A 20,663-nucleotide genomic window follows, 5' to 3' on the forward strand; every position below is an offset into this window, starting at 1 on the left:
GGCAATCCGCCAAGCCTCCAATTGCAGGCATGGCAGCTTCAAATGGGGCTAAAAAGGCATTATGCAATGCTTTATCGCCCCCGTCCAAGCACCAATACACAAAACTTCCGGCCTTGCTGCGGCCAGGGCGCAAGCTAAGGTTTTCTTAAGTTCCGCGTGCGCGTTCCGCGTGGAATTGCAGGGTAAACGCGTGGAAACGGTCTTCATCGAGCGCTTCGCGCATCTGGCGCATCAGGTCCAGGTAGTAATGCAGGTTGTGGATGGTATTTAAACGCGCGCCGAGGATTTCCTTGGAGCGGTGCAAATGGTGCAAATACGCGCGCGAGAAATTGCGGCAGGCATAGCAGCTGCACGTTTCGTCGAGCGGCGCCTGGTCTTCCTTGTACTTGGCGTTCTTGATCTTGATGTCGCCAAAACGCGTGAACAGCCAGCCATTGCGGGCGTTACGCGTCGGCATGACGCAGTCGAACATGTCGATACCGTTCGACACGCCCGCCACCAGATCTTCCGGCGTGCCCACACCCATCAGGTAATGGGGCTTGTTAGCCGGCAGGCGCGGGCCCACGTGGGCCAGCATGCGCATCATGTCTTCCTTTGGCTCGCCGACGGACAGGCCGCCGATGGCGATGCCGGGGAAATCGATCTCTTCCAGCTTGGCCAAGGATTCGTCGCGCAGCATTTCGAACATGCCGCCCTGCACGATGCCGAACAGCGCATTCGGGTTTTCACCGCGGTGGAACTCGTCCTTCGAGCGCTGCGCCCAACGCAAGGACATGCGCATCGACTTGGCCGCTTCCTCGATGGTGGCCGGGCGGCCCTGGATTTCGTACGGCGTGCATTCGTCGAACTGCATGACGATGTCGGAATTCAAGACGCGCTGCACCTGCATCGACACTTCCGGCGAGAGGAACAATTTATCGCCGTTGATGGGCGAATTGAAATGCACGCCCTCTTCCGTGATCTTGCGCATGGCGCCCAGCGAAAACACCTGGAAGCCGCCCGAGTCCGTCAGGATCGGCTTGTTCCAGCCCATGAAGCCATGCAAGCCGCCGAATTTTTCCATAACGGTGTTGCCTGGACGCAACCACAAGTGGAACGTGTTGCCCAGAATGATCTGCGCGTCGATCTCGTTGAGTTCCAGCGGCGACATGGCTTTCACGGAGCCGTAAGTGCCCACTGGCATGAAGATCGGCGTCTGCACGACACCATGGTTGAGTTTCAAGGTGCCGCGGCGTGCCTTGGTCAGGCCGCTCGTGTCGGTCTTGAGTAGTTTAAATTCCAGCATGTCAGTCTTTCACGGGAGTATCAAGGTTCAGCGGAGCGCGCGATTGCGTGGTGAGCAGCATCGCGTCGCCATAGCTGAAGAAACGGTAGTTCTGCGCGATCGCATGCGCGTAGGCGCTGCGGATCGGCGCATAGCCGGCAAAGGCCGACACCAGCATCAGCAGGGTCGACTTCGGCAAATGGAAGTTGGTGATCAGACGCGTTACCGTCTTGAAAGCATAGCCGGGCGTGATGAACAGGGCCGTATCGGCGCTGCCCGCCACCAGCTGGCCGCTTTGCGAGGCCGACTCCAGCGCGCGCAGGCTGGTCGTGCCGACGGCCACCACGTCGCGCCCGGCAAGTTGGGCGGCGCGCACGGCGTCGACGGTTTCCTGCGGCATGGTGTACCACTCGGTATGCATCTTGTGTTCGGCCAGCACCTCCGTGCGCACGGGCTGGAAGGTACCGGCCCCCACGTGCAGGGTCACATAGGCAAAGTTGACGCCCTTGGCCTTCAGCTGGTCGAGCAGGGCCTGGTCGAAATGCAGGCCCGCCGTCGGCGCGGCGACAGCGCCGGGCACCTTGTTGAACACGGTCTGGTAGCGCGTCTCGTCAAACTCGTCCGCATCGTGCTCGATGTACGGCGGCAGCGGCAAGCGGCCATGCGCCTCGATCAGCTCGAACACGTCGGCATCGAAGTGCAGGGTAAAGAATTCGCCCGCGCGCTGGCCGACCGTCACGTCGAAGGCGTCGGCCAGGCGGATGCGGCAGCCGGGCGGCGGCGACTTCGACGCGCGTACCTGGGCCAGCACGGTGCGGTCATCGAGCACGCGCTCGACGAGCGCCTCGATCTTGCCGCCGCTTTCCTTGACGCCAAAGAAGCGCGCTTTGAGCACACGCGTGTCGTTCATCACCAGCAGGTCGCCCGCCTGCAACAGCCCGACGATGTCGGCGAACTGGCGGTCGACCAGGGCGTCGCCGTCCAGATGCAACAGGCGCGAGGCGCTGCGCTCGGCCAGCGGAGTTTGCGCAATGTTTTCTTGCGGCAAATTAAAATCGAAATCGGAAAGCGAATACATGCGTTTTGCTTCAAAAGTACGTCAAAAATGATTAGGAGTGCGCAATGGAACATCTGGCACTATACTGTGCGCCTATACAGGCATTACAATAATCCGCCGCAACAATTTACAACTGCGGTACGCACAGGGTGTGCCGGACAACCCTCTATTTTACGCTAGCGGCACCAAAACCTTGCATATGTCCGATCCCAAGCCCGATCTTCCTCCCGCAGCCAAGCCGGCCGCCAAGCCGAAAGCCGTCAAAAAAGTGGTCAGCACGGAGAGCCGGCTGGCCAAACTGGGCTTGCGCACGGATATGGACCTGGTGCTGCACCTGCCGATGCGCTACGAGGACGAGACCAAGATCTACACGATACGCGACGCCTGCCTGCGCGGCGGCGAGTCGTGGCAGGTCGAGGGCATCGTCACCAAGTGCGAAGTCAATTTCAAGCCGCGCAAGCAATTGCTGGTGACGATCGCCGACGAAACGGGCAATTTGCTGCTGCGCTTCATGAATTTCTACGGCAGCCAGGTCAAGCAGCTGGCCGAAGGCACGCGGGTACGTGCGCGCGCCGAACTCAAACACGGCTTTTTTGGCGCCGAGATGGTGCATCCGACGTATAAAGTCGTCAACGAAGGCGCGCCGCTGCCCACGGCCCTGACGCCCGTGTATCCGTCAGGCGAGGGCCTGTCGCAGCACGTGCTGCGGCGCGAAATCGCCGACGCCATGCGCCGCATCGACTGGCAGGACACTTTGCCGGAATCCCTGCTGCGCGAGATGCAGCTGTCGCCGTTCCGCGCCGCCGTGCACCTGCTGCACTATCCGCCGCAGGACATCGATGAAAGCGCGCTGATGGATCGCTCGCATCCGGCCTGGGTGCGCATGAAGTTCGATGAGCTGCTGGCGCAGCAGCTGTCGCTCAAACGCGCCCAGCGCGCGCGCCGCTCGAAAGGCGCGGCATCGCTGCCCATCGTCGGCAATTTGTCGAACGCCTTCGGCGCCGCGCTGCCCTTCAAGCTGACGGGCGCGCAGGCGCGCGTGCTCGACGAGATCCGCGCCGACCTGCGCCAGCCCTACCCGATGCAGCGGCTGCTGCAGGGCGACGTCGGCAGCGGCAAGACGGTCGTCGCCGCCCTGTCGGCCACGCAAGCCATCGACAGCGGCTACCAGGCCGCGCTGATGGCGCCCACGGAGATCCTCGCCGAGCAGCACTTCCGCAAGATCGCCGCCTGGATGGAGCCGCTGGGCGTGAAGGTGGCGTGGCTGACGGGCAGCCTGAAGAAAAAGGAAAAGACGGCGGCGCTGGCCTTGATCGAATCGGGCGAAGCGCAACTGGTGATCGGCACGCACGCGCTGATCCAGGACAACGTGCTGTTCGCCAAGCTGGGCCTGGTGATCGTCGACGAGCAGCACCGCTTCGGCGTGGGCCAGCGCCTGACCCTGCGCAACAAGGGTGACAGCGCGGCCGTGCCGCACCAGTTGATGATGTCGGCCACGCCCATCCCGCGCACCCTGGCCATGACGTATTACGCCGACCTGGAAGTGTCGGTGATCGACGAGCTGCCGCCCGGACGCAGCCCCATCGTCACGCGCGCCATCGACCAGAACCGGCGCGACGAAGTCATCGCCCGCGTGTATGCAGCCGCGCTGGAAGGCCGGCAAGTGTACTGGGTCTGCCCGCTGATCGAGGAATCGGAAGCGCTGCAGCTGCAGACGGCTACCGACACCTACATGATGCTGGCCGAAGCCCTGCCCGCGCTGCAGGTGGGCCTCGTGCACGGCCGCTTGAAGCCGGCGGAAAAACAGGAAGTAATGGACGCCTTCATCGCCGGCCATATCCACGTGCTGGTGGCCACCACTGTCATCGAGGTGGGTGTCGACGTGCCAAACGCCTCGCTGATGGTGATCGAGCACGCCGAGCGTTTTGGCTTGTCGCAGCTGCACCAGCTGCGCGGCCGCGTGGGCCGCGGCTCGGCTGCCAGCGTCTGCCTGCTGCTGTACCAGGGCCCCTTGGGCGGCGTGGCGCGCCAGCGCTTGATGACCATGCGCGAAACGACGGACGGTTTTGAAATCGCCCGCCGCGACCTGGAAATCCGCGGCCCCGGCGAATTCCTCGGCGCGCGCCAATCCGGCCAGGCCATGCTGCGCTTCGCCGACCTGGAAACGGATCAATGGCTGGTAGACCAGGCGCGCGACGTGGCGCACGATTTGCTGCACGCCACCACGGCGGCTGCCGCCGCCACCGTGGAAGCGCACCTGGCGCGCTGGCTGGGTGGGAAAGAGGAGTTTTTGAAGGTGTAGATCTGGTATTGTTTATTTCCCGGTGTTGTCGGATTACGGCCTTACGGCCTAATCCGACCTACGCAACAAATACGCCGTGGTAGGTCGGATTAGCGCGCAGCGCGTAATCCGACAAGATTGTTACCGCCCCTCACTCCCGCCCAACACCCGCCACATCCACACCATCCCCGCCCCAATCCGCAGCACACCATCCCTGCCTTACATATCGGTGAAAACTGGAATACGGCCAATCGATGACTTTGCCCACCAAGCCATGTTTGACCGGATTGTAATGAATGTAATCGACATGATTGGCGAAGTCGCGCTCATCGCGCAAGACGTGCTCCCAATACCGCTGCTGCCAAACATCTTTAAATTCTGAATGCTTGCTGAACCACGTCTTGATCAGTCTCCAGCGCGTCATGAAATCGGCATCGCCTTCAGGCAGGGTCCAGATGCAGTGCAGGTGATCGGGCAGGATGACGATGGCGTCGATATCGAATGGCCGTTGATGGCGTACGGCGCTGAATGCGTCACGCAGCAAGTCCAATGCTGTTGCTGACGAAAAAATGGGCCGGCGATGGGCCGTCACCACCGTGAAGAAAAAGCTGCCACCTGGCTGGAATGCGCGTCGGTATCGCATGGTTTCGGATGTTGTCGGATTACGCGAATCCGCCGCAGCAGGTCGCGTAGGTCGGATTAGCGTAGCGTAATCCGGCTTTTCGCAAACGACATTACGCCCACGCAGCCTACATGCACATCCAGAAGCGGTTCGCCAGGTCGAGCATGAAATCTGGACGCAGATAGGCCAGGAAGACGATGGCCAGCAGCGCGGCGCCAGCCAGGCGCCACAGCCATGTGCGCCAGCTGGCCATTACGCGGCCACCGCCACGCGCTTGACGGCGCGCTCGTCGATGGGCAGGTTGATCAGCGCGGCCAGCAAGCCCAGGCCGATGGTGATCATCCACACGATGTGGTAACTGCCCTGGTGCTCGTACAGATAGCCGCCCAGCCAGGCGCCGAGGAAACTGCCCACCTGGTGCGAGAAGAACACCATCCCGGCCAGCATCGACAAATGCTTCACGCCGAAGATGCCGGCGATGATGCCATTCGTCAGCGGAACGGTCGACAGCCACAGCACACCCATGCCGGCGGCGAACAGGTACACGGACCATGCCGACAATGGCGCCAGCAGGAACGCGGTGATGACCACGGCGCGCGTCACGTAGATGGCCGACAGCAGGTAGCGCTTGGCGATCTTGCCACCGAGTTTACCCGCATAGTAGGAGCCGACGATGTTGAACAGCCCGATCAGAGCCAGCGCCGTGACGGCGACGTTCGGGTTCATCAGGCCCTGGTCCTTCAGGTAAGCCGGCAAGTGCACGCCGATGAAGACCAGCTGAAAACCGCAGACAAAATAACCGGCCAGCAGCAGCCAGAACGAGCGGCTGGCGATGGCTTCGCTGAAGGCGGCGCCCACGCTTTGCTGCGGGCCGCTGGCGTGCGAGACGGGCGGCTCGCGCAGGTAGAAAGCCATCGGGATCATCGCCAGCAGCACCAGCGCTGCCAGCACATAAAAGGCGTTTTGCCAACCGACGGCGGAGATCAGCTGCTGCTCCACGGGCATCATGAGGAACTGGCCGAACGAGCCGGCAGCCGACGAGATGCCGAAGGCCCACGAACGCTGCTCGGGCGGCGCGCTGCGGCCGATGATCCCGCTGATGGCGCCAAAAGCCGTGCAAGCCAGCGCCAGGCCGATGAAGATGCCGGAGCCGACGATGAACAGGGTGGGCTGCGTCACGAGCGCCATCCACACGAGGCCCGCCATGTAGCTGATGGCGCCGACGATGACGACGCGCATGGTGCCGAAACGGTCGGCCGCCATGCCGGCGAACGGGCCGAAGACGCCCCACATCAGGTTTTGCATGGCCAGCGCCAGCGAATACGTTTCGCGCGTCCAGCCATTCGCTTGCGAGATCGGCTGCATCCAGAAGCCCAGGCCGTGGCGCACGCCCATCGCCAAGGTCAGGACGACGCCGCTGGCGATGAGGACAGTTTTCAGGCTGGGACGCGATGGGTGCAATGTCATGGGGTTCCTGTTCACGCCTGGTCGGCTTGGTAGACGAGGCCGATCTGGCCGCGCATGGTGTCGAGATTGCGCATCAGCGCCACGCTGTCGGCGTGCGGCATGAGGGGGCTTTCCAGCAGGCCGGCGCGGATGCAGCGCATCGCTTCGATGGCTTCGTGCGCATAGCCATTGCCCAGGTGCGGCGCGGCGACGATGCGGCGTTCGCCATCCATCGTTTCGACGATCAGGTGATCGGGCTTGTAAAAACGGTTGGGCAAGCGGATACGCCCCAGGCTGCCGGAAATAGTCATTTCCGTCGGCGTCTGCGCGCGCAAGCTGCAGGCGCACGACGAGGTGCCGCCGCCCGCGTGCAGCAGCGAGAACACGACCTGCTCATCGACGCCGGTGGCGCCCATCTCGGCCAGCGCCTGCACCTGCGATACGGGGCCAAGGAAGAAGGCCGCCATCGACAGCGGGTAGATGCCCACGTCGAGCAGCGCGCCGCCGCCCAGCTCCGGATTGAGCATGCGGTGCTCGGGCGGGAAGTTGGCGACAAAACCGATATCGGCCTGCACCTGCTGCAGCACGCCGATTTCGCCGCTGGCGATGATGCGCTGCGCTTCCTGCACGGCGGGCAGGAAACGGCTCCACATGGCCTCCATCAAAAACAGCTTTTTCTCGTGCGCCATGTCGACCACGGCCTGCGCTTCGCGCGCATTCATGGTGAATGGTTTTTCGCACACGACGTGCTTGCCGGCGGCCAGGCACAGCAAGGCATTTTCCGCATGCAGGGTGTGCGGCGTGGCGATGTAGATCACGTCCACGCCAGGATCGTCAGCCAGCGCCTGGTAGGAACCGTGGCAACGTTCGATGCCGAATTCGGCGCCGAACGCCTGCGCACCGGCAGGGCTGCGCGAAGCGACCGCCACCAGTTGCGCACCGGGCGCGTCACGCAAGCCATTGGCCATCGCGCGGGCGATTTTTCCGGTGCCGAGGATGCCCCAGCGGACGGTATTTTCCATGCTATTGATCTCTTTCTGCGCCAGCCACCTTGCGCTTCGGGCGAAACACCGCCGCGTCATTGTAAAAATCGTCGTCCTGGTCCTCGCACCAGCCGGGCAAGCCCAGCACCGGCAGCGGCGTGAAGTCCGCCGTCGTAAGGCCCTGCTGCGCCAGGTCCTGCGCTACCCGTTCGTCGAGCCAGGCGCGCCGTGCCGCATCATCGAGCGCAAAATACGCATCGCCGACAAAAATGACGCGCGTGTGCGCCGTGATGGCCTTGCGCGGCGCCACCAGTTTTTCCATCAGCGCGTGGCCGAACAGCCAGACTTCGGCGTCACCACCGGCGCCAAATTTATCGCGCTGCGCAATGAACGCGCCGCGCCAGTCGTGCCCACGCAAGGCAGCCTCCAGCGCGCGCCCCGCATCGCTGTCGCGCAGCACCAGCAGGGCGGAATTCTCGTCAAAAATCGTCGCGCCATCGCGCGCGGGACCACGCGATTTGCCCACGCCGGACAGGGCGATCTGCGCCGCCTGCAGCGCATTCAATTGCCGCTTGATGCGGGGGAAGGTGAGCCACACAAGCGCGTTGAAAAAATCGTGCAGATTGTCGCGCGTGGGCACGCCGCCCGTCGCGCCGATGAACTCTTCATAGGCCACGCCTTCGGGCAGGTCCGCTTGCGGCACGAAGGCCAGCGGCAGGCCCGATGGATTGTGCAAGTCCAGCGCCCGCGCCTGTCCATTGAGCGCGGCAATCACCGTGTCGCGCTGCAGGTCCAGCTGCCGTCGCGCCGGCAGCACCGTGGCAAACCAGGGGCGGGTCCAGTCTATCGATGGCAGCATGAACGCTTAGACCATTTTCCAGTTGATCTGCTCGCCCGCATTGAGCGGAATGACATGGCTGTCGCCCAGCGGCAGCGAAGCTGGCAAGGTCCAGCTTTCGCGTTTCAGGGTGATGGTGTCCGTGTTGCGCGGCACGCCGTAGAAGGCCGGGCCGTGGAAGCTGGCGAACGCTTCCAGCTTATCGAGCGCGCCGGCCCGTTCGAACGCTTCCGCATACATTTCCATCGCGTGCAGGGCCGTGTAGCAACCGGCACAGCCGCAAGCCATTTCCTTGGCGCCTTGCGCGTGCGGCGCCGAGTCCGTGCCGAGGAAGAAGCGCTCGTCGCCGCTGGCGGCCGCCGTCATCAGGGCCAGGCGGTGCTCTTCGCGTTTCAGGATGGGCAGGCAGTAGTAATGGGGGCGGATGCCACCCTTGAAAATCTCGTTGCGGTTGTACAGCAGATGATGCGCCGTGATGGTGGCGGCGATCGGGCCTTCCGCTTCGGCCACGTACTGCGCCGCATCCTTGGTGGTGATGTGCTCGAACACGACTGACAGGGCCGGGAAGGCGCTGCGCAGCGGGCGCATCACGCGCTCGATGAAGACGGCTTCGCGATCGAAAATATCGATTTCCGGGTCCGTCACTTCGCCGTGCACGAGGAAGGGCATGCCCACTTCCTGCATCACTTCGAGCACCTTGTAGCAATTCTTCAAATCCGTCACGCCCAGGTCAGAATTCGTCGTGGCGCCGGCCGGATACAATTTGACGGCTTGCACGATGCCGCTGTCCTGCGCGCGGCGGATCTCGTCGGGCGAAGTGTTGTTCGTCAGGTACAGCACCATCAGCGGATCGAAGTTCACGCCTGCCGGCACGGCGGCCAGGATGCGTTCGCGGTAGGCGGCAGCGTCGGCCGTCGTGGTGACGGGCGGTTTCAGATTCGGCATGACGATGGCGCGGCCGAACTGGCGCGCGCTGTGCGGCAGCACGCTGGCCATGACGGCGCCATCGCGCAGGTGCAAATGCCAGTCATCCGGACGGGTGATGGTGATGGAGGATGGCACGGCGGCTGGGGTGTGATCGAGTGTGGACATGGCGGCTGCTCTCAGGCGGTCATTGCGGATAGCGCCATTTTACCAGCCGCGGGGCGGTCCCGCCGGCCGGGAGACCCAGTGCACGCCGCCTGCCAGATGGCAAAACGGCCAGCATGCGCTGGCCGTTTTCAAGATCAGGAGTACACGCGAATCAGGACGCCGCAGGCACCGTCTCCTGTTTTGCCACCCAAGCACGGATATCGGCCAGCATCTGGTCCAGCGCGGCACGGTCATACACGCGGCCACGGCTGACCACCAGGCGGATCTGGCGCGTGGCGCCGATATCCTGCAAGGGATTGGCGTCGAGCACCAGCAAATCGGCCGCCTTGCCGGCCGCCACGCTGCCGTAACGGTCCAGCTTGCCCAGGAAGCGGGGACCGTTGATGACGGCCGACTGCAAGGCTTGCTGCGGCGTCAGGCCGTACTGCACGTACAGGCCGATTTCATCGTGCAGAGCCTGGCCCGGATAATCGAAGGAATTCAAGAAGCCCGCATCGGTGCCGGCGATGATGCTCACGCCCTGCTGCTGCAAAATCGGCAGCAGCTTGGCCGATTGCTCGAACTGCGCGTGGCGCTGGACGATGGCTTCCGGGCCATCCTTGGCGGCACGCTGCACGCGCCAGTCGTAGGTGGCGCGCAAGCCCTTGCCGATGTATTGCAGGGCCGTGTCGTGGGTGTGGTCTTCGCGGTCCAGGTACGCCGTCACGCGCGAACCCCACAGGGTAGGCACGATGGCCGTGCCGCGCGCGGCCAGGTAGCTGAAAGCCTTGCGCGCCGTCGGCTCGTCGTAGCTTTGCACGCTGGCCTGCATGGCTTCCTTGCCCGTCATCGCGCCGGCAGCCACCTTGGCCGTCAGCTCCTGCTCGCGCGGCGTGGTGGCGCGCAGCAAATACGATTGATGCTCGATCGTGCCCAGGCCCGCATCGGCCATCTGCTCCAGGGTCAGCTGCACGGGGATATGGCCCGACGTGCGCATGCTACGTTCGCGCGCCTGGCGCAGCGCTTCCAGGTACAGCTCCGGCTTCAGGGTGTTTTCCGTGATCTTGACGAAGTCCACTTGCTGCGCCTGCAGACCATCGAGCGCGCGCGTGACTTCCTGCGGCGTCCCCACTTCGATGGTGCCCTTCCACAGCGGCTTGATGCCTTCGAGTTTGGCGCCGGAGGTGAAAATCGTCGGGCCTTGCAGCTGGCCCGCATTGATCTGCTGGCGCCATGCCAGCACCGTGTCGGGCAAGTCGCCCGAGCAGTCGCGCACCGTGGTGATGCCATGCGCCAGGTACAAGGGCAGCAGCTGCTTGTTCTCGTCGATCAACTCGGGGCCGCCGCCGAAATGCACGTGCGTATCCCACAGGCCCGGCATCATATATTTGCCAGGCAGGCGGATGGTCTGCTTCGGCGCGTAGCTGCGCAGCTGCGCGTCATCGACGACGGCGACGATGCTGTCTCCCTTGAGCAGCACGGTCTTGCCCTTGACGGCGCGGCCGGCGGCAACGTCGATCAGGGTGGCGCCGCGCAGGGCGATATCGACGGCGATCTTGTCGGCCGCGTGGGCATGGGCAAGCAGGCCCAGCGCCAGCATGGCGCCGGCTAGTTGTTTCATGTCAGGCATTCGTACTCAACTTCAAAATAATGAAAAATTAATGGATGATCTTGGCGAGAAAATCGCGTGCGCGGTCCGAACGCGTCGTGTTGAAGAAGTCGTCCTTGCTGCAATCTTCGATGATTTTTCCCTGGTCCATGAAGACGATGCGGTTGGCCACGCGGCGGGCAAAACCCATTTCGTGCGTGACGACCATCATCGTCATGCCTTCCTGCGCCAGGCCCACCATCACGTCGAGCACCTCGTTGATCATTTCCGGATCGAGCGCCGATGTCGGTTCGTCGAACAACATGGCGATCGGGTCCATCGACAGCGCGCGCGCGATCGCCACGCGCTGCTGCTGGCCACCGGACAGCTGGCCGGGGAATTTATCCTGCTGCGACAGCAGGCCCACGCGGTCCAGGTATTTCAAGCCCTTGGCGTTGGCTTCGTCGGCGCTGCGGCCCAGCACCTTGATCTGGCCGATGGTGAGGTTTTCACGGATCGACAGATGCGGGAACAGCTCGAAATTCTGGAACACCATGCCGATGCGCGCGCGCAGTTTCGACAAATTCGTTTTCGGATCGTTGACGGTGATGCCGTCGACAACGATCTGCCCCTGCTGAATCGGCTCGAGGCCGTTGACGGTCTTGATCAGGGTCGACTTGCCGGAGCCGGACGGGCCGCAAATGACCATCACGTCGCCCTTGGCGACGTTGGTGGTGCAATCGGTCAGTACCTGGAACTGGCCATACCATTTGCTGACGTTATTGAGTTCAATCATCTTGTTCTTTCTTTTACGGTTAGCGAATGATGGCGACGCGTTTCTGCAGGCGTTTTACCAGGAACGACAAGGCATAGCACAGCACGAAATACACGACGGCGACAAACACATACATCTCCACCAGGCGGCCGTCGCGCTGGGCGATTTTTGATGCGGCGCCGACGAAATCGGGGATCGACAGCACGTACACGAGCGACACGTCCTGGAACAGCACGATGGTCTGCGTCAGCAGCACGGGAATCATGTTGCGGAACGCTTGCGGCAGCACGATGTTGCCCATGGTTTGACGGTAGTTCATGCCCAGCGCCTGGCCCGCCCACACCTGGCCGCGCGGGATCGACTGTATGCCGCTGCGCATGATCTCGCAATAGTAGGCCGCCTCGAACATGATGAAGGTGATCAGCGCGGAAGAAAACGCGCCCACTTTCACGGGCTCGTTGGCGCCGATGATCCAGGCCGCGATATACGGCACCAGGAAGTAGAACCAGAAGATCACCAGCACCAGCGGGATCGAGCGTATCAGGTTGACGTAGCTCGACGCCACGCCCGAGACGATGCGGTTGCTGGACAAGCGCATCAGCGCCAGCACGGTACCGAGCACGATGCCGCCGACCATGGCCAGCGCCGTCAGTTTCAGGGTGAAGACCATGCCGGTCTGGAACAGGTAGACCCACGAGCGGGAGATGACATCGAAGTCGAAATTGCCGAACATATCAATGTCCTCCCGTCTTGGCGCCAGCGACGATGAAGCCCGGGATGGCGACCTTTTTCTCGATCAGGTGCATCAGCACCACCACCAGCAGGTTGACGACGACGTAGATGATGGTGGCAGCCGAAAACGCTTCGAACACCTGGAAGGAAAACTCCTGGATGGCGCGTGCGCTGGCCGTCAGCTCGATCAGGCCGATGGTCAGGGCCACGGAACTGTTCTTGATGATGTTCAAAAATTCGCTGGTCAGGGGCGGCATGATGACGCGCGCGGCCATCGGCAGCAAAATGAAGCGGTAGGTTTGCGGCAGGGTCAGGCCCAGCGCCGTGCCGGCCAGTTTCTGCCCGCGCGGCAGCGCCTCGATACCCGTCGTCACCTGCACGGCCACGCGCGAGGAAGTAAAGAACCCCAGGCACAGCACGGCCGTGACGAACGGCGCATTTGGCAGCGACTTGACCCAGGCACCGAGGTCCGGCGGCAGCAGTTCCGGCATGACGAAATACCAGAGGAACATCTGCACCAGCAACGGCACGTTGCGGAACAGTTCGACGTAGGCATTGGCCACGCCCACCAGCCATTTGTTCGGCAAGGTGCGGATGGTGCCGATCACCAGGCCCAAGATCAGCGCCATGATCCACGCCGCACCGGCTGTGGCCAGCGTCCAGACCAGGCCGGACCACAGGGTGTCCATATACGTGCCCACGCCATCGGGAGAAATCTCCCAGAAAATGCGCCAATTCCAGTTGTAATTCATGATCATCCTTCGCATGCAGCCCGAGGACAGCGGCCAGCCGGCCACCCGTCCCGCAAATAAATCGGGAGGCTTGCGCCCCCCGGTTTGTTACGCAATCTTTACTTTTTCCGCTTGTCCGACGTTTTCTGCGCTTCCGGTACGGCCGCATACGCAGCCGGGTCGCCGGAGTCGGTCGGATTGGCAAACACGGCCTTCAATTGCGGCGGCATGGGGAATTTCAGGTTGATGTTTTTCGGCGGGATAGGCGAAGTAAACCATTTCGCGTAAATGCGGTTGATGTCGTCGCTCTTGTACAGGCGGATCAGCGCGTCGTCGACCACTTTCTTGAAGGCCGGGTCGCCCTTGCGCAGCATGATGCCGTACGGTTCGACCGACAGCGCTTCCTTGGTGATTTCATAGTCGTTCGGGTTTTTCGAGTTGGCCACTTGCGACGCCAGCAAGATATCGTCGTTGGCTTCAGCCACCGCGCGGCCCGTTTCCAGCATCAGGAACGACTCGGGATGATCCTTGCCGACGGCGATGTTCATGCCCAGGTTCTTTTCCTTGTTCAGGATCGTCATCTGCTTGATGGTCGACGTACCGGCAGTGGCGACCAGGGTCTTGCCGCGCAAGTCTTCCAGGGTCTTGATGTTCGAGGATTTTTTCGCCAGCACGCGGTTGCCGATGACGAACATGGTCGGGGCGAACGCCACCTGCTGCTGGCGCTCCAGGTTGTTCGTCGTCGAGCCGCATTCGAGGTCGATGGTGCCGTTGGCCATCAGCGGGATGCGGTTGGCCGAGGTGACGGGGCTCATCACCACTTTCAGTTCGCTCAGGCCCAGGTGCTTTTGCAGGGCCGTGACGACTTTCATGCACAGGTCGATCGAATAACCCTGGTATTGCTGCTTGTCATCGAGATAGGAGAAGGGCACGGAGCCGTCGCGCACACCGAGGGTGACGGAACCGGCTTTCTTGATCTTGGCCAAGGTGCCGGTCAATTCCTGAGCCTGGACTGGCGACATGCTGCTGATGACACCGACGCTGAGCAGCGTGGCGAAGATTTTGGTCAATTTCATAAATTCTCCTGGGCGGACAAACGGGATGGACTCCGAACGAAACAACTGTGGTGCAGACGCCACCATTGGAATTAATTTTATTTCATTTTCAGCACCCGACCAGCCATTTTCTGCGATTGCCCGCAAATAGGCGCTATACGTGCGCCTGAATCAGCGCGGCTGTAGCATTTTTCCTACTGATTTCACCTTTCCGATTTATTTCGCCGGCGCCAGCCCCGCCAACTCGTCCTCTTGCGCCTCATCGTCCATGTTCGCCTGCTGGCGTTGCCACATCTGCGCATACAGGCCATCCGCCGCCAGCAATTGCGGATGCGTGCCCCGCTCGACGATGCGGCCATGGTCGAGCACGAGGATTTGCTGGGCGTCAGCCACCGTCGACAAACGGTGCGCAATGACCAGGGTGGTGCGGTTCTTGGCAATGTCCTTCAACTGCGACTGGATCGCCTGCTCGGCCTTGGAATCGAGCGCCGAGGTGGCTTCGTCAAAGATCAGGATGGCCGGGTCTTTCAGCAAGGTGCGGGCAATGGCCACGCGCTGCTTTTCGCCGCCCGACAGCTTCAGGCCCCGCTCGCCCACCATGGAGTTGTAGCCATCTGGCAAGCTTTCAATAAAATCATGGATCGACGCGGCTTTGGCCGCCGCCACGATGGCCTCCTTGCTGGCGCCCGGCTTGCCGTAGGCGATGTTGTATTCGATAGTGTCGTTGAACAGCACGGTATCTTGCGGCACGATGCCGATGGCCGCGCGCAGGGAGTCCTGCGTGATGGCCCGCAAATCCTGGCCATCGATGGTGATGCCGCCGCCATCGACTTCATAGAAGCGGAACAGCAAGCGCGACAGCGTCGACTTGCCCGAGCCGCTATGGCCTACCACGGCGGTCGTCGTGCCGGCGGGTATCTGGAAATCCACGTCGAACAGGATTTGCCGCTTGGCTTCATAGCTGAAATCGACATGCGCGAAGCGCACGGCCGCGCCCTGCGTGACGAGGGGTTTGGCGTCCGGCGTATCGGCGATTTCGCGGTTCTCGTTCAGCAGGGAAAACAAGCGCTCCATGTCGGCAAGGCTTTGCTTGATTTCGCGGTAGATGACGCCCAGGAAATTGAGGGGGATATACAGCTGGATCATGAAGGCGTTGACCAAGACCAGGTCGCCCAGGGTCATGCTGCCGTTGATCACGCCCACCGTGGCGCGCCACAGGATCAGGGTGACGGCGGTGGCGATGATCAGCGACTGGCCCGTATTGAGCAGGGACAGGGACGTCTGCGATTTCACGGCGGCCGACTCATAACGCTGCAAGCCTTCGTCGTAGCGCTGCGCTTCGTAATCCTCGTTGCCGAAATATTTAACGGTTTCATAGTTGATCAGCGAATCGATGGCCTTGGTATTTGCCTTCGAGTCGAGGTCATTCATGGTGCGGCGGAAATGCGTGCGCCAGTTCGTCACCAGCACGGTAAACGCGATATACGACACGAGCGCCACCGCCGTGATCACGGTAAACCAGATGTCGTAATGCAAGACCAGATAGCCGAGCACGAGGGTGATTTCCACCAGGGTCGGCAAGATGTTGAACAGGGTATAGGAAATGAGCGAGCCCACGCTGCGCGTGCCCCGTTCGATGTCGCGCGTCATGCCGCCCGTCTGGCGGTTCAAATGAAAACGCAGGGACAGCGCATGCAGGTGGCGGAACACTTGCAGGGCGATGGTGCGCACGGCCCGCTGCGTGACGCGGGCGAACAGGAATTCGCGCAACTCCGTAAACAAGGTGGTCGACAGGCGCAGCAAGCCGTAGGCCACCAGCAAGCCGACGGGCAGCACCAGCAGCGCTTGCGGATGGGCCGCCGTGATCGTCATGGCGTCGACGAGCTTTTTCAGGATCAGGGGCACGCCCACGTTGGCCAGCTTGGCGCCCACCAGGCATAGCAGCGCCAGCAGCACTCGCCATTTGTAGACCCATAGATACGGCAGCAAGGTCTTGATGGTGGCGAAATCGCTGTGGCTGGCGGAAGCTGGCGAGCGGGGCGGAGGGGGAGTCTGGGAACGGCGCATGGCGAAGGTCGGCTTTTTATGGTTCAATCGGGGCAATTGTAGCCTTTCATGAGAATAAAAGATGAGCACCTCCCCAGACCGTCCCGACAACTGCCTCGCCTCCGGCCTCCCCGCCGGAAAAATGCCGGAATTGCGCATGATGCCCGCGCCGTCCGACGCCAATGTGTACGGCGACGTGTTCGGCGGCTGGATCATGGCGCAGGTCGATATCGCCGGTTCCCTGCCGGCCACCCGACGCGCCAACGGCCGCGTCGCCACCATCGCCGTCAATTCCTTCGTCTTCAAAAACCCCGTGTTCGTCGGCGATCTTCTGTCGTTCTACGCCGATATCGTCAAGGTCGGCAATACCTCGATCACCGTCAATGTCGAGGTATATGCCGAGCGCAACCGCCTGCAGGCATGCATCGTGAAAGTCACGGAAGCAACCCTGATCTACGTGGCGACGGACTCCGACCGCAAGCCGCGCAAGGTGCCGCCGATCGAGACCTTGCTGTCGTCTTGATTGTCGCAATAATTCCACAGCATGGATAGCCAGCGCCGCATCTTCCTTCAGAGCGCTGCGCGCATCACGGCGCTGGCCGCGGCCGGCAGCGTGCTGTCCGGTTCCAGCGCGAGCGCCGCCACGCGTTTGAATGGCGCCGGCTATCCGTTTGCGCTTGGTGTCGCCTCCGGTTCGCCCTTACCTGATGCGGTGGTGCTGTGGACGCGCATCTGCTACGACCCGCTGCACGCAGCCGCCACGCCCGCCATCGCCCTGAACGTGCGCTGGGAAGTGGCCGAAGACGTAGCGTTCCGGCGCATCGCCGCCAAGGGCCAAGCCACGGCCACGCCCGCCCTCGCGCACAGCGTGCACGTCGACGCGAGCGGTCTCGCGCCCGGACGCTGGTACTGGTACCGCTTCATGCTGGGCGACGCCGTCAGCCCCGTGGGCCGCACGCGCACGGCGCCCGAGCCCGGCGCCATGCCTGCCTCGCTGAAACTGGCCGTGGCCTCGTGCCAGCACTGGGAATTCGGCGCCTATGCGGCGCACCGGCACATCGCGGCGGCCGCGCCCGACCTGGTGGCCTTCCTCGGCGATTACATCTACGAGTGGGGTCCCTACCAGCTGCGGCATCCAGGCCGGGCCGTGCGCACACATGAAAGTTTCAGCCTGGACGACTATCGTGCCCGCTATGCGCAATACAAGAGCGACCAGGATTTGCAGGGAGCGCACCTGGCCGCGCCGTGGATCGTCACCTGGGACGACCATGAAGTGGCCAACGATTACGGCAATGACCGCGACGAGCTGCTCACGCCCACCTTTTTGCAGCGACGCGCGGCTGCCTACCAGGCATTTTATGAACACATGCCGCTGCGTTTGCTGCCGCTGGGAAGGCGGGGCTTTGTCGACATGCGCATCTACCAGCGCTATGACTGGGGCCGCCTGGCGCGCTTCCATGTGCTGGACGACCGGCAATACCGCGCCCATCACGCCTGCGCCAGGCCGGGCCGTGGCGGCTCGAACTCCGTCACCACGCGCAACTGCCCCGACTTGCTCCAGCCCGGCCGGACGATGCTGGGCGAGGCGCAGCAGCGCTGGCTGCAGGCCGGCCTCGATAATTCTCCCGCGCGCTGGAATATCCTGGCCCAGCAAACGCTGATGGCGCAATCGAGTCAGGTGCCGATTTTGCGGCCCGGAGACGAGCGCATCTGGACCGATGGCTGGGATGGCTACCCGATGGCGCGCCAGCACCTGCTCGACGCCTTGCAAAGCAGCAAGGCCAGCAATCCGCTCGTGCTGTCGGGCGACGTGCACACTTTCTATGCGACCGAACTGAGCCGCAACGCAATGCGCCCCGCCAGCAAGGCCAACCCCGTGCTGGCCACCGAGTTTTGCGGCACCTCCATCACGTCCAGCTCGCGTTCACAGGCGCGCACGGAGCAGTACGTAGCGATGAACCCGCACATCCGCTACGGGCGCAGCGACAAGCGCGGCTATATGTTGATGGAAATCACGCCGGAGAAAACCACGACCTTGTTCCAGGGCCTGGAGAACGTGCGCGACAGCGCGTCGACCATCGCGACACTGGCCCGCTTTACCGTCCAGGACGGCAAAGCGGGCCTGCAACGCATCTAGCAACTACTTTTCAAGCCATCGCGGTAGCACCGGCTGACGGGCACCTCGCCGCCCGTGGACAGCATAGCGCGCGCGTCGCCCGATTCCATTGGTGTGATTGCCTGCACGAAATCGAGGTTGACGATATAGCTGCGGTGCACGCGCAGGTACCACTGCTGATGCTCAGCGGCACGATGGCGACTTGCTGGCTGGGGACGTCGCTGCTGATCAGCAAGGTGAACTGGCTGCGCCCCTGCTTCGGCTTGCCCGCCCGACCAGGCCGGAACCTGGTGGCGGACACAATCCTGGCGGCGAACTAGGCAACCTTCTTTTCGTCGCGCAATTGACGGCGCAAGATCTTGCCGACATTGGTCTTCGGCAATTCATCGCGGAACTCGATGTATTTCGGTTTCTTGTAGGCCGTCAATTCATGCTTGCAATGCTCGCGGATCTGTTCCACCGTCAGGTTCGGATCCTTGCGCACGACAAACACTTTCACGGCTTCGCCCGCGTTGGCATCCGGCACGCCGATGCAGGCGCATTCGAGCACGCCGGGGCAGGAAGCGACCACGTCTTCCACTTCGTTCGGATACACATTGAAGCCGGACACGATGATCATGTCTTTCTTGCGGTCCACGATTTTTACGTAGCCGCGTTCATCCATGACACCCACGTCGCCCGTCTTGAAAAAACCGTCGGCCGTCATCGATTTGGCCGTCTCGTCCGGACGCTGCCAGTAGCCGGCCATCACTTGCGGGCCGCGCACGGCGATCTCGCCCGGCTCGCCCAGCGGTACTTCCACGCCGTCGTCGTTCAGAATCGCCACTTCCGTCGACGGGAAAGGCAAGCCGATGGTGCCCGTAAATTCCGTGATGTCGACACGGTTGCCCGTCACCACAGGCGACGTTTCCGACATGCCATAGCCTTCGATCAGCGGGCAGCCGGTCAATTTCAGCCAGCGCTCGGCCACGTTGCGCTGCAAGGCCATGCCGCCGCCATTGCACACTTTGTAGCTGGAGAAATCGAGCTTGGCGAAGTCGGCATTGTTCAGCAGCGCGTTGTACAAGGTATTGACGGCCGGGAACACAACGATCTTGTGCTTGGACAATTCCTTGACGAAACCGGGGATGTCGCGCGGATTGGGGATGAGCACGTTCAAGCCGCCCACGCGCATGCCCATCAGGGCGCTGACCGTCAGCGAATAGATGTGGTACAGGGGCAAGGCGCACATGAAGCCCATCGAGGTGGCGCGCATTTCCTTGGTCATCACGGGCGAAATCCACGCCTCGTTCTGCAACACGTTGGCGATCACGTTACGGTGCAACAACATCGCGCCTTTCGACACGCCCGTCGTGCCGCCCGTGTATTGCAGGAAGACGATATCGTCATGCCCCTGCTGCACCGGCTTCAGGCTCAAGCGCGCGCCTTCGACCAGCATCTTGTTGAAACTGATGGCGCCCGGCAAGGAAAACGCGGGCACCATTTTCTTGATCTTGCGCACGACGAAGTTGACGATGGTACCCTTCAGTCCGCCCAGCAAGTCGCCCATGGTGGCAACGATCACGTGCTTGACCTGGGTATGCGGCAACACCTGCTCCACCGTGGTGGCGAAGTTTTCCAGCACGATGATCGCTTCGCTGCCCGAGTCGATCAGCTGATGCTGGAGTTCACGCGGCGTGTACAGCGGATTGACGTTGACCACGGTATAGCCGGCGCGCAGGATGGCCGCCATGGCCACCGGATACTGCAGCACGTTCGGCAGCATGATCGCCACGCGTGCACCCGTCTTCAGGCCCTTGCTTTGCAGCCAGGCGCCCATCTGCAGCGACAGCTTGTCGAGCTCGCGGTAGGTGAGGAATTTATCCATGCACACGAACGCGTTGCGGTCCGCATATTTCTGGAACGACTCTTCCAGCAAATGCGTGACGGAACGGTATTGCGTGCAATCAATCTCTGCGGGAACGCTGTCCGGGTACGACTTCAACCAAATCTTGTCCATCTATGCCTCATCTTTATCTGTAGAAAGGGTGTGCAGCCTGATGCGCACACCCTGCACTG

The 20,663-nt window shown here is 62.4% G+C and carries 19 protein-coding genes; 3 read left to right on the top strand and 16 right to left on the bottom strand.

Features of this window, described 5'->3' with window-relative positions; translation table 11 throughout:
• Window positions 1-145: 145 nt before the first annotated feature.
• Together tgt and queA are read right to left on the bottom strand one after the other, a co-directional pair.
• Window positions 146-1,285, bottom strand: a complete 1,140-nt coding sequence (tgt, locus tag GYK42_RS05170) for a tRNA guanosine(34) transglycosylase Tgt (protein ID WP_035822848.1) — start codon at window positions 1,283-1,285, stop codon at window positions 146-148.
• Between the two features lies 1 nt (window position 1,286).
• On the bottom strand, window positions 1,287-2,342 hold the full coding sequence (queA, locus tag GYK42_RS05175; RefSeq protein ID WP_166446582.1) for a tRNA preQ1(34) S-adenosylmethionine ribosyltransferase-isomerase QueA: 1,056 nt from the start codon (window positions 2,340-2,342) through the stop codon (window positions 1,287-1,289).
• A gap of 178 nt (window positions 2,343-2,520) precedes the next feature.
• Here queA and recG point away from each other — a divergent pair, with 178 nt between their 5' ends.
• Entirely contained in the window at window positions 2,521-4,623 is a 2,103-nt protein-coding gene (recG, locus tag GYK42_RS05180) for an ATP-dependent DNA helicase RecG (protein ID WP_166446583.1), read from the top strand.
• Window positions 4,624-4,753: 130 nt separating this feature from the next.
• Here the strand turns inward: recG and GYK42_RS05185 are convergent, their stop codons facing one another.
• From GYK42_RS05185 to GYK42_RS05235, 12 genes are all read right to left on the bottom strand, one after another.
• Window positions 4,754-5,245 (bottom strand): REP-associated tyrosine transposase, encoded by a 492-nt coding sequence (locus GYK42_RS05185; RefSeq protein ID WP_166446584.1) that lies wholly within the window; start codon window positions 5,243-5,245, stop codon window positions 4,754-4,756.
• 106 nt (window positions 5,246-5,351) lie between these two features.
• Entirely contained in the window at window positions 5,352-5,477 is a 126-nt protein-coding gene (locus tag GYK42_RS29515) for a hypothetical protein (RefSeq protein ID WP_257620246.1), read from the bottom strand.
• Window positions 5,477-6,691, bottom strand: coding sequence for an MFS transporter (locus tag GYK42_RS05190; protein WP_166446585.1), 1,215 nt, complete (start codon window positions 6,689-6,691; stop codon window positions 5,477-5,479). Before GYK42_RS05190 ends, GYK42_RS29515 begins: the two co-directional genes overlap by 1 nt.
• A gap of 11 nt (window positions 6,692-6,702) precedes the next feature.
• Window positions 6,703-7,692, bottom strand: coding sequence for a Gfo/Idh/MocA family protein (locus GYK42_RS05195; RefSeq protein ID WP_166446586.1), 990 nt, complete (start codon window positions 7,690-7,692; stop codon window positions 6,703-6,705).
• A gap of 1 nt (window position 7,693) precedes the next feature.
• Window positions 7,694-8,512 carry a DUF3025 domain-containing protein gene (locus GYK42_RS05200; protein ID WP_166446587.1) on the bottom strand — a complete coding sequence of 273 codons (819 nt, stop codon included), beginning with the start codon at window positions 8,510-8,512 and terminating at the stop codon, window positions 7,694-7,696.
• Between the two features lie 6 nt (window positions 8,513-8,518).
• Window positions 8,519-9,583, bottom strand: coding sequence for a dihydroorotase (pyrC, locus tag GYK42_RS05205; protein WP_166446588.1), 1,065 nt, complete (start codon window positions 9,581-9,583; stop codon window positions 8,519-8,521).
• Window positions 9,584-9,734: 151 nt separating this feature from the next.
• Complete coding sequence (locus GYK42_RS05210; RefSeq protein WP_240943455.1) at window positions 9,735-11,183, bottom strand: amidohydrolase family protein; 1,449 nt, start codon at window positions 11,181-11,183, stop codon at window positions 9,735-9,737.
• Window positions 11,184-11,220: 37 nt separating this feature from the next.
• Entirely contained in the window at window positions 11,221-11,946 is a 726-nt protein-coding gene (locus GYK42_RS05215; RefSeq protein WP_046684546.1) for an amino acid ABC transporter ATP-binding protein, read from the bottom strand.
• Between the two features lie 19 nt (window positions 11,947-11,965).
• Window positions 11,966-12,658, bottom strand: a complete 693-nt coding sequence (locus tag GYK42_RS05220; protein WP_166446590.1) for an amino acid ABC transporter permease — start codon at window positions 12,656-12,658, stop codon at window positions 11,966-11,968.
• Window position 12,659: 1 nt separating this feature from the next.
• Window positions 12,660-13,409 carry an amino acid ABC transporter permease gene (locus GYK42_RS05225; protein WP_077409318.1) on the bottom strand — a complete coding sequence of 250 codons (750 nt, stop codon included), beginning with the start codon at window positions 13,407-13,409 and terminating at the stop codon, window positions 12,660-12,662.
• Between the two features lie 98 nt (window positions 13,410-13,507).
• Window positions 13,508-14,464, bottom strand: coding sequence for an amino acid ABC transporter substrate-binding protein (locus GYK42_RS05230; RefSeq protein WP_166446591.1), 957 nt, complete (start codon window positions 14,462-14,464; stop codon window positions 13,508-13,510).
• A gap of 195 nt (window positions 14,465-14,659) precedes the next feature.
• Window positions 14,660-16,510 carry an ABCB family ABC transporter ATP-binding protein/permease gene (locus GYK42_RS05235; protein ID WP_166446592.1) on the bottom strand — a complete coding sequence of 617 codons (1,851 nt, stop codon included), beginning with the start codon at window positions 16,508-16,510 and terminating at the stop codon, window positions 14,660-14,662.
• A gap of 136 nt (window positions 16,511-16,646) precedes the next feature.
• On the opposite strand from GYK42_RS05235, the gene GYK42_RS05240 reads away from it, so the two are divergent.
• Together GYK42_RS05240 and GYK42_RS05245 are read left to right on the top strand one after the other, a co-directional pair.
• Window positions 16,647-17,012 carry an acyl-CoA thioesterase gene (locus GYK42_RS05240; protein WP_223278886.1) on the top strand — a complete coding sequence of 122 codons (366 nt, stop codon included), beginning with the start codon at window positions 16,647-16,649 and terminating at the stop codon, window positions 17,010-17,012.
• Between the two features lie 21 nt (window positions 17,013-17,033).
• Entirely contained in the window at window positions 17,034-18,626 is a 1,593-nt protein-coding gene (locus tag GYK42_RS05245) for an alkaline phosphatase D family protein (protein ID WP_166446593.1), read from the top strand.
• Here GYK42_RS05245 and GYK42_RS29050 read toward each other — a convergent pair.
• Both GYK42_RS29050 and GYK42_RS05255 read right to left on the bottom strand, forming a co-directional pair.
• On the bottom strand, window positions 18,623-18,766 hold the full coding sequence (locus tag GYK42_RS29050; protein ID WP_346768060.1) for a LytTR family DNA-binding domain-containing protein: 144 nt from the start codon (window positions 18,764-18,766) through the stop codon (window positions 18,623-18,625). The two genes, GYK42_RS05245 and GYK42_RS29050, sit on opposite strands and share 4 nt — an antisense overlap.
• 155 nt (window positions 18,767-18,921) lie before the next feature.
• The gene (locus tag GYK42_RS05255) at window positions 18,922-20,604 is read right to left on the bottom strand and encodes a long-chain-fatty-acid--CoA ligase (RefSeq protein ID WP_166446594.1); all 1,683 of its coding nucleotides are present in this window, start codon (window positions 20,602-20,604) and stop codon (window positions 18,922-18,924) included.
• Window positions 20,605-20,663 lie beyond the last annotated feature (59 nt).

Origin of the sequence: Janthinobacterium lividum (genome assembly GCF_011601275.1) — a bacterium.
GTDB classification, from domain to species: Bacteria; Pseudomonadota; Gammaproteobacteria; order Burkholderiales; family Burkholderiaceae_D; genus Janthinobacterium; species Janthinobacterium lividum_E.

Excerpts from the sequence above, each read along its gene's own strand:
- pyrC (WP_166446588.1), bottom strand. The coding sequence starts at position 9,583 with ATGTCCACACTCGATCACACCCCAGCCGCCGTGCCATCCTCCATCACC.
- GYK42_RS05190 (WP_166446585.1), bottom strand. The coding sequence starts at position 6,691 with ATGACATTGCACCCATCGCGTCCCAGCCTGAAAACTGTCCTCATCGCC.
- GYK42_RS05215 (WP_046684546.1), bottom strand. The coding sequence starts at position 11,946 with ATGATTGAACTCAATAACGTCAGCAAATGGTATGGCCAGTTCCAGGTA.
- GYK42_RS29515 (WP_257620246.1), bottom strand. The coding sequence starts at position 5,477 with ATGGCCAGCTGGCGCACATGGCTGTGGCGCCTGGCTGGCGCCGCGCTG.
- tgt (WP_035822848.1), bottom strand. The coding sequence starts at position 1,285 with ATGCTGGAATTTAAACTACTCAAGACCGACACGAGCGGCCTGACCAAG.
- GYK42_RS05210 (WP_240943455.1), bottom strand. The coding sequence starts at position 11,183 with ATGAAACAACTAGCCGGCGCCATGCTGGCGCTGGGCCTGCTTGCCCAT.
- GYK42_RS05220 (WP_166446590.1), bottom strand. The coding sequence starts at position 12,658 with ATGTTCGGCAATTTCGACTTCGATGTCATCTCCCGCTCGTGGGTCTAC.
- GYK42_RS05230 (WP_166446591.1), bottom strand. The coding sequence starts at position 14,464 with ATGAAATTGACCAAAATCTTCGCCACGCTGCTCAGCGTCGGTGTCATC.
- GYK42_RS05255 (WP_166446594.1), bottom strand. The coding sequence starts at position 20,604 with ATGGACAAGATTTGGTTGAAGTCGTACCCGGACAGCGTTCCCGCAGAG.
- GYK42_RS05200 (WP_166446587.1), bottom strand. The coding sequence starts at position 8,512 with ATGCTGCCATCGATAGACTGGACCCGCCCCTGGTTTGCCACGGTGCTG.
- GYK42_RS05235 (WP_166446592.1), bottom strand. The coding sequence starts at position 16,510 with ATGCGCCGTTCCCAGACTCCCCCTCCGCCCCGCTCGCCAGCTTCCGCC.
- GYK42_RS05195 (WP_166446586.1), bottom strand. The coding sequence starts at position 7,692 with ATGGAAAATACCGTCCGCTGGGGCATCCTCGGCACCGGAAAAATCGCC.
- GYK42_RS05185 (WP_166446584.1), bottom strand. The coding sequence starts at position 5,245 with ATGCGATACCGACGCGCATTCCAGCCAGGTGGCAGCTTTTTCTTCACG.
- GYK42_RS05240 (WP_223278886.1), top strand. The coding sequence starts at position 16,647 with ATGATGCCCGCGCCGTCCGACGCCAATGTGTACGGCGACGTGTTCGGC.
- GYK42_RS05245 (WP_166446593.1), top strand. The coding sequence starts at position 17,034 with ATGGATAGCCAGCGCCGCATCTTCCTTCAGAGCGCTGCGCGCATCACG.
- GYK42_RS05225 (WP_077409318.1), bottom strand. The coding sequence starts at position 13,409 with ATGAATTACAACTGGAATTGGCGCATTTTCTGGGAGATTTCTCCCGAT.
- queA (WP_166446582.1), bottom strand. The coding sequence starts at position 2,342 with ATGTATTCGCTTTCCGATTTCGATTTTAATTTGCCGCAAGAAAACATT.
- recG (WP_166446583.1), top strand. The coding sequence starts at position 2,521 with ATGTCCGATCCCAAGCCCGATCTTCCTCCCGCAGCCAAGCCGGCCGCC.